Source organism: Martinezella sp. CNPSo 3732 (assembly GCF_057784515.1).
Window position 1 is genome coordinate 607030 of the sequence record NZ_JBXSOO010000002.1, and the last position, 15593, is coordinate 622622.

14 protein-coding genes are annotated in these 15593 nt (G+C 59.1%); 8 read left to right on the forward strand and 6 right to left on the reverse strand.

Translation table 11 applies throughout. The features are described from left to right. Positions 1-7 precede the first annotated feature (7 nt). Positions 8-235, reverse strand: coding sequence for a hypothetical protein (locus tag AC13RM_RS07835; RefSeq protein WP_488554752.1), 228 nt, complete (start codon positions 233-235; stop codon positions 8-10). A 145-nt stretch (positions 236-380) separates the two neighbouring features. Beyond that, positions 381-1397 (reverse strand): ketopantoate reductase family protein, encoded by a 1017-nt coding sequence (locus AC13RM_RS07840; RefSeq protein ID WP_488554753.1) that lies wholly within the window; start codon positions 1395-1397, stop codon positions 381-383. A 230-nt stretch (positions 1398-1627) separates the two neighbouring features. Here AC13RM_RS07840 and AC13RM_RS07845 point away from each other — a divergent pair, with 230 nt between their 5' ends. From AC13RM_RS07845 to AC13RM_RS07865, 5 genes are all read left to right on the forward strand, one after another. Next, positions 1628-3547, forward strand: a complete 1920-nt coding sequence (locus AC13RM_RS07845; RefSeq protein WP_488554754.1) for an AfsR/SARP family transcriptional regulator — start codon at positions 1628-1630, stop codon at positions 3545-3547. Between the two features lie 191 nt (positions 3548-3738). Continuing rightward, positions 3739-5187: a hypothetical protein gene (locus AC13RM_RS07850; RefSeq protein WP_440479919.1), complete on the forward strand. Its 1449-nt coding sequence runs from the start codon at positions 3739-3741 to the stop codon at positions 5185-5187. Beyond that, positions 5165-5983 (forward strand): hypothetical protein, encoded by an 819-nt coding sequence (locus AC13RM_RS07855; protein WP_440479920.1) that lies wholly within the window; start codon positions 5165-5167, stop codon positions 5981-5983. Before AC13RM_RS07850 ends, AC13RM_RS07855 begins: the two co-directional genes overlap by 23 nt. Beyond that, positions 5983-6921, forward strand: coding sequence for a hypothetical protein (locus AC13RM_RS07860; protein ID WP_440479921.1), 939 nt, complete (start codon positions 5983-5985; stop codon positions 6919-6921). The genes AC13RM_RS07855 and AC13RM_RS07860 overlap by 1 nt, the downstream gene beginning before the upstream one ends. Further along, positions 6915-7928 (forward strand): OmpA family protein, encoded by a 1014-nt coding sequence (locus AC13RM_RS07865; RefSeq protein ID WP_440479948.1) that lies wholly within the window; start codon positions 6915-6917, stop codon positions 7926-7928. The genes AC13RM_RS07860 and AC13RM_RS07865 overlap by 7 nt, the downstream gene beginning before the upstream one ends. A gap of 18 nt (positions 7929-7946) precedes the next feature. Here the strand turns inward: AC13RM_RS07865 and AC13RM_RS07870 are convergent, their stop codons facing one another. Further along, positions 7947-9569: an ABC-F family ATP-binding cassette domain-containing protein gene (locus AC13RM_RS07870; RefSeq protein WP_113233321.1), complete on the reverse strand. Its 1623-nt coding sequence runs from the start codon at positions 9567-9569 to the stop codon at positions 7947-7949. A 304-nt stretch (positions 9570-9873) separates the two neighbouring features. Here AC13RM_RS07870 and AC13RM_RS07875 point away from each other — a divergent pair, with 304 nt between their 5' ends. After that, positions 9874-11001 (forward strand): alpha/beta fold hydrolase, encoded by a 1128-nt coding sequence (locus tag AC13RM_RS07875; protein ID WP_488554755.1) that lies wholly within the window; start codon positions 9874-9876, stop codon positions 10999-11001. Positions 11002-11093: 92 nt separating this feature from the next. On the opposite strand, the gene AC13RM_RS07880 is transcribed toward AC13RM_RS07875, so the two are convergent. Both AC13RM_RS07880 and AC13RM_RS07885 read right to left on the reverse strand, forming a co-directional pair. Further along, positions 11094-12092, reverse strand: a complete 999-nt coding sequence (locus AC13RM_RS07880; RefSeq protein WP_440479923.1) for an acyltransferase family protein — start codon at positions 12090-12092, stop codon at positions 11094-11096. Positions 12093-12325: 233 nt separating this feature from the next. Continuing rightward, entirely contained in the window at positions 12326-13060 is a 735-nt protein-coding gene (locus tag AC13RM_RS07885; protein WP_488554756.1) for a phosphotransferase enzyme family protein, read from the reverse strand. A 254-nt stretch (positions 13061-13314) separates the two neighbouring features. Here AC13RM_RS07885 and AC13RM_RS07890 point away from each other — a divergent pair, with 254 nt between their 5' ends. Both AC13RM_RS07890 and AC13RM_RS07895 read left to right on the forward strand, forming a co-directional pair. Continuing rightward, positions 13315-14145: an oxidoreductase gene (locus AC13RM_RS07890; RefSeq protein ID WP_285172804.1), complete on the forward strand. Its 831-nt coding sequence runs from the start codon at positions 13315-13317 to the stop codon at positions 14143-14145. Positions 14146-14210: 65 nt separating this feature from the next. Continuing rightward, complete coding sequence (locus tag AC13RM_RS07895; protein WP_113233324.1) at positions 14211-15245, forward strand: AraC family transcriptional regulator; 1035 nt, start codon at positions 14211-14213, stop codon at positions 15243-15245. A gap of 46 nt (positions 15246-15291) precedes the next feature. Here AC13RM_RS07895 and AC13RM_RS07900 read toward each other — a convergent pair whose 3' ends face one another. After that, entirely contained in the window at positions 15292-15525 is a 234-nt protein-coding gene (locus AC13RM_RS07900; RefSeq protein WP_285172802.1) for a hypothetical protein, read from the reverse strand. Between the last annotated feature and the right edge of the window lie 68 nt (positions 15526-15593).

Consider the following 15593-nt stretch of genomic DNA (forward strand, 5'->3'; position numbering starts at 1 on the left):
TGAAATCTCAGAGGTAATGCAGCACGATGAAGAGCTCGAGGGCGCCGAGCAGCAGCCCGAATGCGAACATCGCCTGAAAGGTGCGCTTTTCCTGGACCTGGCGCGAATGAAGCGGGCGCTTACGTGATCTTTTCGCTGTTGCTGCCGGTGCTGCAACGCGATGATGCTTCTCATCGCTGTTATGAATGAGGACGCGGATGGATTCCGTGAGATTGGGGGTGTGCGTGTCGAGCATGGGGTCTATCTCCATATTCCACCGCAAGCGTAACGCCGGCTCCCATAGGAAATCCATTCGGGGTTACGGACGAAGACGTAAGTGAAATATAAAGAACTGATATGCCCGCAGTTTCTCCCGAAACTGGCCCGTGGACCGCTGCCGCTTACTCGGCGCCTTGCTGGTTCTTGCGGTCGAGCTGCGTCACCAGCGCCAGGATGGTCTCTGAGACCGGCGTCGGCACATTTACGAGCTTTCCGAGCGAGACAACGACGCCCACGAGGGGCGTGATTTCCAGCGCCTTACCGGCAAGCAGATCCTGCAGCATCGAGGTCCGTACGGGTCCGATCTGACGGGAACGCTCAAGACGTTCCTCCACAGACATGGCGATGTTCGATCCTAAAGCCTCGGCAACGGCTTTTACCTCGCTCATTACCTGGCCGACCATAGTCGCAAGCGCGGGATCGTCCATGATATCGGACATCAATCCGCGGGTGAGCGCACTGATCGGATTGAAAGCGGCATTGCCCATGAGCTTGCTCCAGATATCGTCGCGGATGCGCGAGGAAATCGAAACATTCACCCCGGCCTGCTGCAGCAGCGCCGCGATAGCTTCGATATCGCCCGTCGTCTCGCCGGAAGGTTCGCCAAGGATGAAATGTCCGTTGTTGGCGAGTTTGACCTCGCCGGGTGCGACGACTTCCGCTCCCTGATAGGCAACGCAACCGATGACGCGCTCCGGCCCGATCAGGTGCCAGAGATCGCCGTTCGGATCGAGCTCTTCCATCTGGTATTCGGCATGGCCGCTCTGATGGTCCCGGTGGAAATACCACCATGGAACGCCGTTGAGGATCATGACGACGCGGGTGCCCGAATGCAGCAGCTTCGCAATGCCGGGGACAGCTGCGGCAAGCTGATGCCCTTTGAGGCCAGTGATGACAAGATCCTGTGGCGGCAGTTCGCCAGCATCGGCCGTCGCGGTCATCTGCGCGACGAGGGGACTATCCGCATCGGCTTCCCACAGGCTTATGCCGCCAGCGCGAATGGCCTCCAGATGAGCTCCGCGCGCCACGACGGAAATCCTCGTCTGCGCTTCTTTGGCGGAGGCGAGCTTGGCCGCGATCGCACCGCCGAGTGCGCCGGCGCCGTAGACACAGATGTTCTTGAAGGGAAAGGGCGTCATGACTTGATGCTCCGAAAGAAGTCGCATGTTCTGCCAAGATATGGCGAGCCCGTGATTTAGCGAGTGGTTTATCAGATTGTCGGCAATTGGAATTGAAAATCGCCAAACCTTCCGACACACTACAGTCTTATCGAAATTTCACCATACTCGTCCGAGCGCGAATGGGGTTAACAGGTAAAGGAAATACCTTCTCAGCCGTCGCTGCTTCACCCGGATTTTGTGAACAGATTATGTTTTCACTGCATACATTTGGCGGTTTGAAGCTTTTGGAGGGCGATGGTCACGAGGTCGCCTTTCCCGAGAAGGGTCTGCTGATCCTGGCCTATCTGATGCTGGAGCCAACGTCGCGCGCGTCGCGCAGCGCGATCGCCCGGCTTTTGTGGGGAGACGACAATGGCAGCGCGCAGGTCAATCTGCGCAAGCTGGTTTCGCGTATCAGGGTCCGTCAGGAAGCACTCGGGAGATCATTTCTGCGTTTCAGCGAGACAGCCGTCGAACTCGACGCGCCTCCAACCACCTCCGATCTCTGGTTCGCGCATACGGACGATGACGGGCCAATCTTTGCAAGATTGAAATCGCTGGTGAGGACGTTCGAGGCGGAATTCCTGCAGGGTATAGATTGCCAGAGCGCGGTTTTCTTTCATTGGCGGGAGGCCCAACATGGCAGGCATCTATCGGCGCTGAAGAAGGCGCTGAATGCCGCTGCAGCCGAAGCCAATGGGATGGAGGATGTCGCTCTGGTGAGAGAGGCGGCGCTCCTGATCTTTGGTATAGACCCCGAAGATCGCGATATTCATCGCATCCTGTTACGGATATTCGATGCAGAAGGTGAGGTGGAGCACTTCAGGCAGATTTTCGCGCAGCGTGCCGCGCTGCTGGCCTCATGGTTGACGCAGCGGGAATATGCTTCGGAAATTCGAGCCGGGGATACCATTCTCCATCACGAAGGGACTTCGGCTGCACGAGCGAGGGTGAAGATACCCCTCCTGCTCTTGCCCTCCACGGAAGGGCAAGGGCAAGACTATGATGCCTCATCCCTCGTGAACGATATCGCAATCGGTTTCTGCGCGCTGGACAGTCTCCAGATTGCAGATCGCTACACGGCGGTCCGGGTTGGCAGGGCTGGTGAACGTGCCGTCGCAACTTTCGACCAATGGGATCGCTCTTACATTCTGGAGATGCGGCTTAGCCTTCGCGACAACGGACCGCTGCTGTTTTCGCAACTGGTCGACGCCGCAAGCGATGAGATCATCTGGGCCGAGCGCATCGGCCTCGGACAATCCTCGCCCGAGGAGCGGAGACAGGCGATCGCGCGTCATATCGTGCTGTCGCTTGCAGGGCAGATCGAACGGCGGGAGATGATGAGGTCGCATTTCGAGGAAAATCCAGCGGCCTATCAGCGCTATCTCGCCGGCAAGCGTTATATCGAGCGCCTCTCCGTACCCGATCTGCAGAGGGCGCGGGGTGAGCTTGAGATGGCGCTGCGCACCGGTGGCCACTTCGCGCCGGCCTTGAGCGCGATGGCTCGCACCTATTCCAAGGAATGGGTGTTGACCTTCGGTGGCGATGCGGCCTTGCTGGACGAGGCGGAAAGCTATGCGATGCAGGCCATCGCAGCACGGCGCGACATCGCCGACGGCTATCGCGAGCTTGGCATGACGAAGGTCTTCCGGAAGGCGAGTGAGGAGAGCATTGAGGCATTGAAACTGGCTGAAGCCCTTAATCCGGGCCATGCCGGTATCATTGCCGACCATGCCGAAGCTTTGCTTCATGCGTCCCGGCCGGATCTGGCACTGACGAAGATTGAAAGCGCTATTGCGCTCAATCCGGTAAGCCCCGATACCTATCTTTGGACCGCTTCCGTGGCGAGCTATACGCTCGGCCGCTTCGAAGCTGCCCTCGATTATATCGGCCGAATGGCGAATGCACGCCTGGCGGACAGGATTTCCGCGGCGAGCTGGGCGATGCTCGGGCATGAGGAAAAGGCAGGCTTTTTCGTTCGGCGCGTCCATAGAACCAACCCGGATTTCGATGTCGATCGATGGCTTTCCGTCGTGCCGTTCAAGGAGCAATGGCAGCGTGACATCTATCGGGAAGGGCTGCGACGGGCAGGTTTCTGGAAGGCAATCCCGAACGTGAGCATGGCATAGCAGCAGTCCACCATCAGGTGGAAGCGTCGTCCTTGCTCACGTCAGTGTTTTCCGATCGACACAGGCTCGGGCTAGTCTTTACCACAATCGCATCCTAACCTCTGCCATATCGCTCTGGACCATGGACAACCGGTGCGGTATCGATTTCTCAATTGTCCTTTCTAAGTTGATGAATTCGCCGGGGAAGATCGTTGCGTTTCGAAGCCCTCAACCGTCTCTGGAACAGCGTTCGGGAGACCAGCCATGATTTCCGAGCCTCGACGGACGTGTTTCCCGTCGTCGATATCGAAAAGCTAGGCACGACCCTCGACCTGAAGGAAAAGGGCGCCGCTGCCGGGCGTCAGAACCGGCCGCCGTCGGATGCGCAATCGCATGACGAGACGGAGCAGCGCATCGTCGCCTGGGTCGAGGCGGAAAAGAAAAGCTCCTACCAAATCCTTGAAGATCAGTTCCAGACCTTCGATAGCCGCTTGCGCAACCTCGATTTCGAGGGACAGTTCGGCCTGATCCGCCAGGCGAACGCGTCAAGCATCTCGGATTTCAAGGCGGAAGTGGCAAGCGGCGTCGACGAGCTGCATGGTCTGCGCCGCAATCTGAAGACGGCCGAGGATGAAATGGTGGGCTTCAAGGCCAGGCATAAGCTGCAGCGCGCCGCGAAGGTTTCCAGCAAGGCAGCCTGGGGCTTCAAGGTCTCTCTGATCGTCTTCCTCGTGCTCATCGAAATGGTGATGAACGGCAGCTTTCTGGCCAAAGGAAGCGAGCAGGGTCTCGTCGGTGGTGTAACCGAGGCGGCCGCCTTCGCCCTCCTGAATATCGGCATGGCGCTGATTTTTTCTTTCTTCTGCGTCCGTTTTCTGGTGCATCGCTCCTTTGCGCTGAAGCTGCTGGGTTTGCTGGGACTTATCGCCTATATCGCCGTTGCCCTCGGGATCAACATTGCGCTGGCGCATTATCGCGAGGTCTCCGCGACGATTCTGAGCGGAGCAGGTGCCGAGGTGATCCAGCGGCTCAAGACCGCACCGCTCGGGTTGCAGGAGCTGAACTCCTGGATGCTCTTTGCCATCGGCCTGATGTTTTCGCTCGTCGCCTTCATTGACGGCTGCTATCTGACCGACCCCTATCCGGGCTTTGCCGGTGTGCAGAAGCGTCTCGATGCGGCGAGGGACAATTATATCGACCGCAAGCTCGATCTGATCGAAGACCTCCGCGAGATCCGCGACGAGCATAACAGCAAGATCGAGGAGATCATCCGCGACCTCTCGCTGCGCCGGCAGGAAACGGCTGCCATCATCGCGCATCGCGCCAGGACCGCAGGCCTCTTTGCCGAACACCAGAACCATCTCGAGCGTGCTGCCAATGTGCTGCTCACCTCCTATCGCGATGCGAACCGTGCTGCGCGAACTGAGGCGGAGCCACCCTATTTCAAAACCGCTTACAAGATGGAGCGCCTGACGCCTGTCATCCGTAGCGAAGAGGAGTGGGACGACAAGGTGCTGGGCTCGCGCATCCAGAGTGCCCAGGCGGAGCTTTCGGAGCAGATCAAGCGGATCGGCGACGAATTCGAGCGCGCCATCGAGAAATACCATCAGCTCGATAATCTTTTCCCGGAGAGCATCCTTGGCGCGACGCAAGCGGCGTAGCCGGCGCGGCGGATCCGCCGGTCTCATCATTGCAACGGTTTGCCTTGCCGTCCTGTCCCTCGGGATCGTCGGCGCCTATGGCTGGCTGCGCTACAAGGCAAGTGGGAACATCGCCGTCGATCAAGCCTCGCTCTGCCCAGTGGACGGACCGAAGGCGGAAACGGCCATTCTGCTCGATGTCACCGATCCGATCGCCGATACGACGGCGCTCGATCTGCGCAACCAGTTCCAGAAGATCGTTGCAGATGTGCCGATCGGCGGGGCCATCGACATCTATGCGCTCAAGGAGAAGGAAGGGGAGCTCATCCAGACCTTCCATGGCTGCAATCCCGGAAGCGGCGCGAATGTCGACGAATGGACCCGCAATCCGCGGTTGGCGCAGGCGCGCTGGGAAAAAGGCTTCCAAAAGCCGCTTGCCGATATCGCCGGCAAGCTGACGGCGGGCGAGTCGGGCAGATTGTCGCCGATCATGGCGGCCATTCAGAAGATCAACCTGGAAGTCTTCGCCAATGCACCAGGCGGCATCCCGAAGCGGCTCTACATCGCTTCCGACATGATCGAACACACCGCCGCCTTCTCCAATTACCGGGATGGCGTCTCCTATCAGAAATATCAGAACAGCCCTGCGAACGACCGCTTTCGCACGTCACTGGATGGTGTCACGGTCAAGATCCTTGCCTTTCAAAGGCCGAACATGAAGTTCAGCATGGAGGATCTTGCGAATTTCTGGGCGCAATGGATCAAGAACAACAACGGTGATTTTGGCGGCTTCGTCCGGCTGGAGGGGATACGCTGATGGCCAATACCGACGCCAGATATCTCATCCGGGATTATGGGCCGATGGCGCTGTTCGCCTCCATCACCGTCGGCGGCATGATCTTCATCTGGTCGTCGAAGCTCATGGGCTGGTCGCTGCCCATCGTGACCGGTGTGCCGCTGGTGCTGATGGGGATCTACTTCATCGTCTCGCTGGCCGTTGCCGGGTTCCGGCTGCACAATGAGCAGGCGGGCGACAACCTCTATTACATGGGTTTTCTCTTCACCCTCTCGAGCCTCGGCGTATCGCTCTATCTCTTTGCCGGCGAAACATCGATCGAGACCATCGTCCGCAATTTCGGCATCGCCGTCACTTCGACCATTGCCGGCGTCACGCTGCGTATCCTCTTCAACCAGATGCGGCGCGACCCGATCGATATCGAGCGCAGCGTCCGCCATGAGCTAGCGGAGATGACGCGGCGCGTGCGCACCGAACTCGATTCCTCCTCGCGTGAATTCTCGCATTACCGGCGCGTCAGCAACCAGATGCTATCGGAGGGGTTCGAGGAGATCGCGCGGCAGGCCGAGCGCAATGGCCAGGAGATCAACAAGATATTGGAATTGCTGGCAAGGCAGGCGGTGACGCCGATCAACGATGCCGCCGCGCAGCTGACGGCGACGACCTCGCAGCTGTCCGAGATCATTGGCACGTTCGGCACCGCTGTCGAGAATGTCGGCAAGAAGCTGGAAGAGATTCGCGCGCCGGAGGATGTCGTGCGCGCCGAGCTGGCACCGGCGATTGCTGCCATCAAGGAGATGTCGGAGGCGCAGTTGCAGCCGCTGCGCAACATCGAGGTGGCGCTCGGTCGCGTGGCTGAAGCGATGGGGCAGGCACCACTGCCGAAACCGCAGGTCGATGGCGACATCGCTGCTGAGCCCGAAATCGTGCCGCGAAAACGCTGGTGGCATCTATGGTAGCTGGAGGTTCGGACAGCACGCCGAAACTGGAGCACAAGGGCTACAACCGCGGCCTGATCCTTGGCCTAACGATGGCCGAATCCATGCTGCTTCTGGTCTTCTGCCTGTTGCTGGTGGCCGCTGCCTTGATCTCGGCAGAGAGAAGCAAACGTTATGAAGTCGAGCGCAAGCTTGAGAAAGCCGAACAGCAGGTCGCTGTGCTCGAAAAGAAGCGAGCGGAGCAGGCTGCCGAGATCGTGCTTCTGCAGTCCAAAGTCGTCTCCGGCGATCTCTCTGCCGCCGACAAGGCCGTGGTAGACAAGCAATGGCGCGAGCTGGTGCTGGCGAAGGAGACACTCGACAGCATGGCGGATCAGGGCGCGACAACGGCCGATCTGCAATCGCTTTCCAAGCTTGCCTCTGTTCTGAAGGAACATGGTGTCTCGTTGGCGGCGGCACCCGATGAGGTCAACAGGCTCTTGGCCGGCAATGCGGGCGGGAAGGGCGCGCACGACTGGCCGCCCATCATCAATCTCGACGATGCCAAGAAGAACTATTTCCAATCGGGAAGCGCCGAACTGACAGGCACCTTTTCACAGCTGCTCAGCACGACGATCACGGACGAAATCGCCAGCAATCTGAGCCTCTATGGCGCCAATATCGTCGAGGTGATCGGCCATACGGACGAACAGCCTCTGGCGCGTGAAAAATCCAATCTCGACGACACGATCATCGGCGCAATGGATGGCAAACTGCCGGTGTCGGCCTTGTTGCCCGCCGACAATGCCGGCCTCGGCCTTGCTCGCGCCATTGCCGTCGCCAATGTGCTCAAGGCCAATCCCAAGCTGAAGGACGCCACCATCCTGCCGATGTCCGCCGCACAGCTCATCCTGCCCGGGGACACCGTCACCTCGGGTCAGCGCGGCGCTGTCGAAGCGCGCCGCCGCATCGAAATCCGCGTGCGCGGCAGGACGGCGCCCGTTGCCGTCATCAATGCCGGTGCCGCGCCGTCAACGAATACCCAGTAGTGCTCGTTCCGCCTGTTATCAGCTTCTGAGGCCAGGTGCTTCGTAACCGGTGCGTTCCACATACTCGGTGTAGCCGCCGGTATATTGGTGGATACCTTCGGGCGTCAGCTCCAGAACGCGATTGGAGAGCGCTGCCAGGAAATGCCGGTCGTGCGAGACGAACAGCATCGTGCCTTCATATTGCGACAGCGCCTCGATCAGCATTTCCTTGGTGTCGAGATCAAGATGGTTGGTCGGCTCGTCGAGTACCAGCAGGTTCGGTGGATCGAAGAGCATGATTGCCATGACAAGCCGCGCCTTCTCGCCACCCGACAGCACGCGGCACTTTTTTTCCACGTCGTCGCCAGAGAAGCCGAAGCAACCGGCAAGCGCTCGCAGAGCGCCTTGGCCTGCCTGCGGAAAATCATGTTCGAGCTGCTGAAATACGGTGCGTTCTCCATCCAGCAGATCCATGGCGTGCTGAGCGAAATAGCCCATCTTGACGCTGGCGCCGAGCGCGACGCTGCCTTCATCCGGCTGCGCCGAGCCGGCAACCAGCTTCAGAAGCGTGGATTTGCCGGCACCGTTGATACCCATGATGCACCAGCGCTCGCGGCGGCGTACCATGAAATCCAGTCCTTCATAGATGGTGCGGCTGCCATACTTCTTGTGGACGTTCTTCAGCACGGCCACGTCTTCGCCCGAGCGCGGTGCCGGCTGGAATTCGAAAGCGACGGTCTGGCGGCGCTTCGGCGGCTCGACACGATCGATCTTTTCCAGCTTCTTCACGCGGCTCTGCACCTGTGAAGCATGCGAGGCGCGCGCCTTGAAGCGCTCGATGAACTTGATTTCCTTGGCGAGCATGGCCTGCTGGCGCTCAAATTGCGCCTGCTGCTGTTTTTCGTTCTGCGCCCGCTGCTGCTCGTAGAATTCGTAGTCGCCCGAATAGCTGGTCAGGCTGCCGGCATCGATTTCGATGATCTTGGTAACGATGCGGTTCATGAACTCGCGGTCGTGCGAGGTCATCAAAAGCGCGCCCTCGTAGCCCTTCAGGAAGGATTCGAGCCAGATCAGGCTTTCGAGATCCAGATGGTTGCTCGGCTCGTCGAGCAGCATGACGTCGGGGCGCATCAGCAGAATGCGGGCAAGTGCCACACGCATCTTCCATCCGCCGGAAAGCGCGCCGACATCGCCATCCATCATCTCCTGGGTAAAGCTCAGGCCCGCCAGCACTTCGCGGGCACGGCCCTCGAGCGCATAGCCATCGAGCTCCTCATAGCGTGCCTGCACCTCGCCATAGCGCTCGATGATCTCGTCCATCCGGTCGGCCTGATCCGGATCGCTCATGGCCGCTTCAAGCTCGCGCAGCTCGGCAGCGACAGCGCTCACTGGACCGGCACCCTCCATGACTTCGGAGACGGCGCTACGGCCTTCCATCTCGCCGACATCCTGGTTGAAATAACCGATGCTGACGCCTTTATCGACGGAAACTTGCCCTTCATCCGGCAGCTCCTGTCCGGTGATCATCCGGAAAAGCGTCGTCTTGCCGGCACCGTTAGGGCCGACAAGCCCAACGCTCTCGCCTCTGTTAAGCGCCGCGGATGCCTCGATGAAGAGGATGCGATGGCTGTTCTGCTTGCTGATATTCTCGATACGAATCATGATTACGCGTGGCCCGAAGAAAGTTTTTCGGGGGCCTTATGCCACGGGTTATCGTCTCTGTCGCAGCTTTTCGAGCAGAGAATTGAGATCGATGGCGAACTTACGTTCAAGGGCGACAATTTCCGGTCCGCCTATTTGCCATGCGGAAGAGAAACTTTCGCCGGGGCGACGGATTCTTGTCCACGCGCTCGTTCAAGCAGCATATCTTCCAGCAGGGTCGGCTCTTGGTCGGATCGCCGGCCGTCTTCCGCCTGGCTGGAAGTCGCTATATTCATTGTCATCCGTCTCAGCCGAGTTTTTACAGATGAAGATTATGAGAAGCATTCAGGGCCGGGTTTGCGCCCGACTGACGATCGCAGCATTGATTGCCATCGGCATGTCAGGCGAAGGCCAGTCGGCCGATGCGGCTTCCCAACACGCGCGGCTCGAAGAACCCGTCAAGGAAGTCGCGGATCAGCGCCTGCTCCTCGATACCCCCGAGGGGAAGGGAGAGCTGCCGGTTTACGCGGATCATGCGATCGAAGCGGCGTCGCCTGACGTGACGAAGGTGCTGATCATAGTCCACGGCACGCTCCGAAACGCCGATGCCTATTACGCAACCGGGCAGGAGCTGCTCGCAAAGGCCGGCGATCTCGCCGACGGTACGATGGTGGTCGCGCCGCAATTCCTCATAAGACCGGATGTGAATGCCTTCTCGCTGTCTGCGCAGACGCTGGCCTGGACGCAGAACGGTTGGAAAAGTGGAGACGCCGCGCGTCAGCCGGCACCGATTAGCTCCTTCTCCGCGCTCGATGCTCTGCTGCGGCATTTTACCGATCGTCGCCTGTATCCTTCGCTGAAGACCATTGTCGTAATGGGGCACTCGGCAGGAGCGCAATTGGTCCAGCGTTATGCCGTCGTCGGACGGGAGGCGGAAAATCTGACGAGTGCCGGCATCGCCGTTCGCTATCTCGTCGCCAATCCGTCGAGCTATGTCTATTTCGACAGCGAGCGGCCGGCCTTGCCGGATCAGCAGGCGGGGCTGGCTTCCTGCCCGAAGGCGACGCAATGGCGATACGGGCTCGCCGGCGCTCCACCATACATATCCTCGCAGGATCCGAAGCTTCTCGAAACGAGATATGCCGCGCGCAACGTGGTCTATCTGCTAGGCCAGGCTGATACGAATCCCTATACCCACTTCATCGACCGCTCCTGCGGGGCGATGGCGCAAGGACCCTATCGGCTTGCACGGGGGCTCACCTATTTCGACTACATGAAGAAGCGGCATCCATCCGATCTCAATCAGAAGGTCGTCGAGGTGCCCGGCGTAGGGCATGACGACGAGGCGATGTTCACCTCGGATTGCGGCATTGCCATTTTGTTTGATCGACCGGTGCCGCCATCCTGCCCGGTTATCGATGGGACGGCAAAAGTATCCGGAGCGGTGCCGTAAGTCTCTTCGAGTTGTCGATCCCTTGGCGACTGCATGCCATTGCAGCCTGATGCATTTCGGTCCGCTGAGATCTGTTCGGCCACTTTCATGCGTCAGCTGCGATAGACCGGCCGCGGGCGCGACGATCGCATTTTTCGCTGTATCGGGCGCTCGATGCACACGTAGCAAACGATGGCAAAGGCCAGCGAGCCCACTGCGATGGGCACAGGCTGCATGTTGTGCGGCACCCCGACGCGTAAAAGCAGCGCTGTGACCAGAATGCCCGTCAGGACATGCCAGACATAGATGGAATAGGAGGCATCTCCCAGGAAATGCAGGAATGCCAGCTGCGGCACGCCTCGTTCCCGCTCCGCGAAAACAGCGCCCGACAGCAGCAACACTGCCGGTATGCCCCAGCGCACAGCTCGTTCCAGATGGATCAGCGGGTCACTCGCCACTAGCAGCACGACCCCGACGATCATCAAGCCGATAGCGGCGGCAAAAGGCAGCCGAAAGCCCTGTTTCCACAGGCGTCCGATGACGATGCCGGCGGCGAATTCCAGAATGACCGGCTGTGTGAAAACACTGAGATAGCCGGAAGGCAGCAGATAATGCCCAATCACGATGGTCATCAGGGTCATCATGAGGAACCATAGCCGCCTGAACTCAGGCAGAAGCAGTGAAATCGAAAAGATGAGATAGAAGAACATCTCGTAGGAGAGCGTCCATCCCTGCTCGACGACGGGATGCAATGCCTCGTCCTTCATGGAGGGCACGAAAAACAGCGAGCCGATCAAGTTCTCGATGCTCGAATTCGTGTCGAAGAAGAATTGTGGTTTCAGCACGGCGACGACGAAGGTTGCCGCCGTCGCAATCCAGTATAGCGGCACGATCCTGACGAGCCGGCGCCACATGAATTCCTGCGGGCCGAGCGATCTTCCATCGGTCGTGACCCACATGATAAAGCCGCTGATGACGAAGAATATATCGACGCCCGCTGCTCCGCTCTTGAAGTCCAGGCCGTATGTTTCGCAGACATGGAAGCAAAGAACGGAAATTGCAGCGATGGCCCGCAGATATTGAATGCTCTTGATATCGCTGCCGGTTTTCAAAGCGGTGCCTCACACGATTGAACTGCTATCTCCGATACCTCAAGGGCCGGACTCAGCGATAAAATGCGTCGAAAGGCCGGGCACCGTGCATGACGGGTTTGAGGCTCGGCAGACCGAATATTGCTGCACATTGCTGCAGCAACAATTTCAATGAAAATGGATCATTTCCCGCCGGTTTCGTGGCTGAAATCGGGCAATTGGGATGAAGGGGGCGTGAACGGCGCTGAAGCCGATCAGACCGCTCGAACCTCGGCAAGCCGCTTGACCGCATATTCGTCCTGCCAGCAGACGGCAGCTTCCCATGCGGCTGACGCCTGTGCGGCGATATCATATGCACCGTCATCAAGGTCGGCAGCGTTATCGGGCAATACGAGGTCAAGGTCTGGAACGTCGATATGTGACTCGTCCCAGTCGATCAACGCGACGAAATCTGCAGTCATGCGGATATTGCCAGGGTTATTGGGGTTTCCATGGACGACGCATGTCTGACGCCCGACGAGACGCGCCCACGCTGCACGACATCGAGTGACGCCCTCGGATGGCATTGCGGCAAGGTTGACCCTCGTTCCGGTCTCGGCATACAGGAGGTCGGTTGACGATCTCCAACCGGGGTGCTGCGGCCAGCCCTGTGTCAGCCGGTGTAGCTTACGCAGTGTCTCGGCGACACGACGCCAATCGGCCCCCGTCTCAGGCGGTCGGCCCTCCAGGTATTTCATTACCGTTAAGCCGTCTACGAACAGCCGGCTGTCCATCGTCGGGATCGGCACCGGAACGGTCATGCCTTCATGATCGAGGTGCTGGAGTAGGGCGGTTTCCCAATCAAGATCGGCATCGGACCTAGAACCGAGACGAGCGACGGCAATCCGTCCATGGATGCGAACGCTCCATACATCGTTGGCAACTCCACCGGTGAGTGGTTCGAGGCGGACCGCGTCCTCACCCCATTGCGCGAGTGCTTCCCATCCCATTGGCGATATCCTGGCGCATGATTAGTGCCCGACTTGCTCTCTCTGCACGCGCTGGGCAATGCTAATTAGCGAGTTTAGCGGCTGAACAAGTTGACCTTGTTACGTCCCTTTTGGATGTGGGAGCTTGGAAGTGCTGCTGGTTCTTCTTTGCATACACTCGCGATTGGCGTAATATGCAACAGCGATGGCATCTTCCGTCAATGATCGATCGCTGGCGAGCTTATATTTGTGATCTTGCGAACAAAGAGGCAGATATGAGCATTACACGCAAGAAAACAGCGCTCGTGACCGGTGCGTCATCCGGGATGGGCAAGGAAATCGCCAAGCGTCTCGTCAGCGATGGCTTCAGGGTCTATGTAGCGGCGCGCAGCGTCGATAAGATGCTGGATCTCGAACGCCTTGGGGCACGTGCCCTGCAGATGGACGTGTCTGACGACGACGAGATCAAGGCGGCCGTGGGAATCATTCTCGCCGAAAGCGGAGGCGTCGATGTCCTTGTCAACAATGCAGGATTCGGACTGTATGGACCGGTCGAAGACATCGCCATGGACGAGGCGAGATATCAGTTCGAAGTCAATGTCTTCGGCCCGGCTCGCCTGACTCAGCTTCTTTTGCCCGCGATGCGCCAGAGAGGTTCCGGCACCATCGTCAACATCACGTCGATGGGTGGCAAGATCTATACGTTGCTTGGCGCGTGGTACCATGCCGCCAAGCATGCGCTTGAGGGCTGGTCGGACAGCCTTCGGCTGGAACTGGCCCCGTTCGGCATCGACGTCGTTGTCGTCGAACCGGGCCTGATCGAGACGGGATTTGGCGACGTGGTCGCCGACGGCCTTGTGAAGCGCTCCGGGTCAGGTCCCTATGCCAAGGTCTCGCAGGTGGTCGCCAAGATCACGAGGGCGACCTATGGCCATGGGCGCGGCACCGATCCGAAGGTGATCGCAGATGTCGTCTCGGCTGCCGTGCATGCGAGAAGGCCGCGGACGCGCTACGTCGCCGGTAAATATGCCAAGCCGATGATTGCGATCCGTAAATGGCTCGGTGATCGGATGTTTGATCGCATCATCATGAGCCAGATGCGCTAACATTTCCGCAAGCGAATGACAGACCAGCGTACCTCTGCGAGAGCAGACTTAGAGGATTGGCTGAGATGAGTGTGATGCCAGCAGACAAATGCAAGGTGCCTCAGGCCTTCTGGCGTGCGGTCGAGCGGATCGGCTTGCCACCCTCCGCGGTGCTGCGGCAGGCTCGGTTGCCCGCTACGCTGCATCTGGGCGAGACCGGCATGGTGACGACCGCGCAGTATTTCGCGATCTTCAGGGCACTTGAGGAGTTGGCGCCGGAGCCTGCACTCGGACTTCGGCTCGTCCGCGAGGCAGACACGGCGGCTCATCCACCATCGACTTTGGCCGCCTTTCACGCCAAGGATTATCGCGATGCACTTTACCGGGTTGCGCGCTTCAAGCGGCTCTGCACGCCCGAGCAGTTGAGTTTCCATGAGGACAAAGGCGAAGTTTCGATCGCAACCAACTGGGTTTACACAACCGAGCTTGAGCCTGGGATCGCCACCGACGTTACCTTCGCCTTCCTGATCGAGCTTGGCCGCCGCGGAACTGGCCAACTCCTGACGCCGGTTCGGGTCGAGTTCATGCGCTCGGGGCCAAAGAGCGATCTGTATCGGCTCTTTTTCGGGTGTCCTGTGAAATATGGTGCTCCGCAGAACAAGCTCATCCTGAAATCGGTCGATCTTGACCGCCCGTTTCCGGGCCACAATCCCGAGCTCCTGGAAATCCTCACGCCCGCGCTTGCTGCCGCTATGGGTGAACTGCAGGCCCGCAGTTCCATTGGCGACCAGGTGAAAGTCGTCCTCAAGCGATCGCTTGCAAGCGGGCGTCCGGAGTTGTCGCAGATAGCGCAGGATCTCAACATGAGCGAGCGAACGCTGCAACGGCGCATCACCGAAGAGGGCAAGACCTTCCGCGAGCTTCTATCGGAGGCGCGCCAGGAACTCGGGCGGCAATTGCTGTCCAATCCGTCCACCGACATCGACGAGGTCGCATGTCTTCTAGGTTATCAGGATCGCAGTTCTTTCTATCGCGCGTTTCGCGACTGGGAGGGGCTGACGCCTCTGCAATGGCGCGAGCTGAACGGGCACGACGCGGCACAATTCAATTCACTGCATTGATGCGGTTCGGACCGCTTGCTCCCGCCATGGCGGCAGACGAGAAAGATTATTTCGAGCCATCAAAGGCAAATCTTTGGGCGCCCATTGCAACGCGATCGGCAACGTCTGCCAGCGTTGGTATGCCGCGGCAGATACGGAACGATGTCACAGGCCGATAGCGGCTGTTGTCAGACTGAAGCCAAGGAAACATGCGTCGTACAAGCGCACGAAGAGCGACATCGGCGTTGGTAAAAGCATTTGTCGCAGTAATCCACTGAATATATGTTCTTGTTTTGTTCATCTTTGCACTTTCCGGACACCGAAGTGCCCGGAAAGTGCCAATTGGAATTTACTCAATCGCCTGAGGCT

What these genes read in the sequence shown, in the direction of transcription:
- AC13RM_RS07840 (WP_488554753.1), bottom strand. Translation starts at nt 1,397, where the DNA reads ATGACGCCCTTTCCCTTCAAGAACATCTGTGTCTACGGCGCCGGCGCA.
- AC13RM_RS07865 (WP_440479948.1), top strand. Translation starts at nt 6,915, where the DNA reads ATGGTAGCTGGAGGTTCGGACAGCACGCCGAAACTGGAGCACAAGGGC.
- AC13RM_RS07875 (WP_488554755.1), top strand. Translation starts at nt 9,874, where the DNA reads ATGAAGATTATGAGAAGCATTCAGGGCCGGGTTTGCGCCCGACTGACG.
- AC13RM_RS07900 (WP_285172802.1), bottom strand. Translation starts at nt 15,525, where the DNA reads ATGAACAAAACAAGAACATATATTCAGTGGATTACTGCGACAAATGCT.
- AC13RM_RS07835 (WP_488554752.1), bottom strand. Translation starts at nt 235, where the DNA reads ATGCTCGACACGCACACCCCCAATCTCACGGAATCCATCCGCGTCCTC.
- AC13RM_RS07885 (WP_488554756.1), bottom strand. Translation starts at nt 13,060, where the DNA reads ATGGGATGGGAAGCACTCGCGCAATGGGGTGAGGACGCGGTCCGCCTC.
- AC13RM_RS07860 (WP_440479921.1), top strand. Translation starts at nt 5,983, where the DNA reads ATGGCCAATACCGACGCCAGATATCTCATCCGGGATTATGGGCCGATG.
- AC13RM_RS07845 (WP_488554754.1), top strand. Translation starts at nt 1,628, where the DNA reads ATGTTTTCACTGCATACATTTGGCGGTTTGAAGCTTTTGGAGGGCGAT.
- AC13RM_RS07895 (WP_113233324.1), top strand. Translation starts at nt 14,211, where the DNA reads ATGAGTGTGATGCCAGCAGACAAATGCAAGGTGCCTCAGGCCTTCTGG.
- AC13RM_RS07890 (WP_285172804.1), top strand. Translation starts at nt 13,315, where the DNA reads ATGAGCATTACACGCAAGAAAACAGCGCTCGTGACCGGTGCGTCATCC.
- AC13RM_RS07870 (WP_113233321.1), bottom strand. Translation starts at nt 9,569, where the DNA reads ATGATTCGTATCGAGAATATCAGCAAGCAGAACAGCCATCGCATCCTC.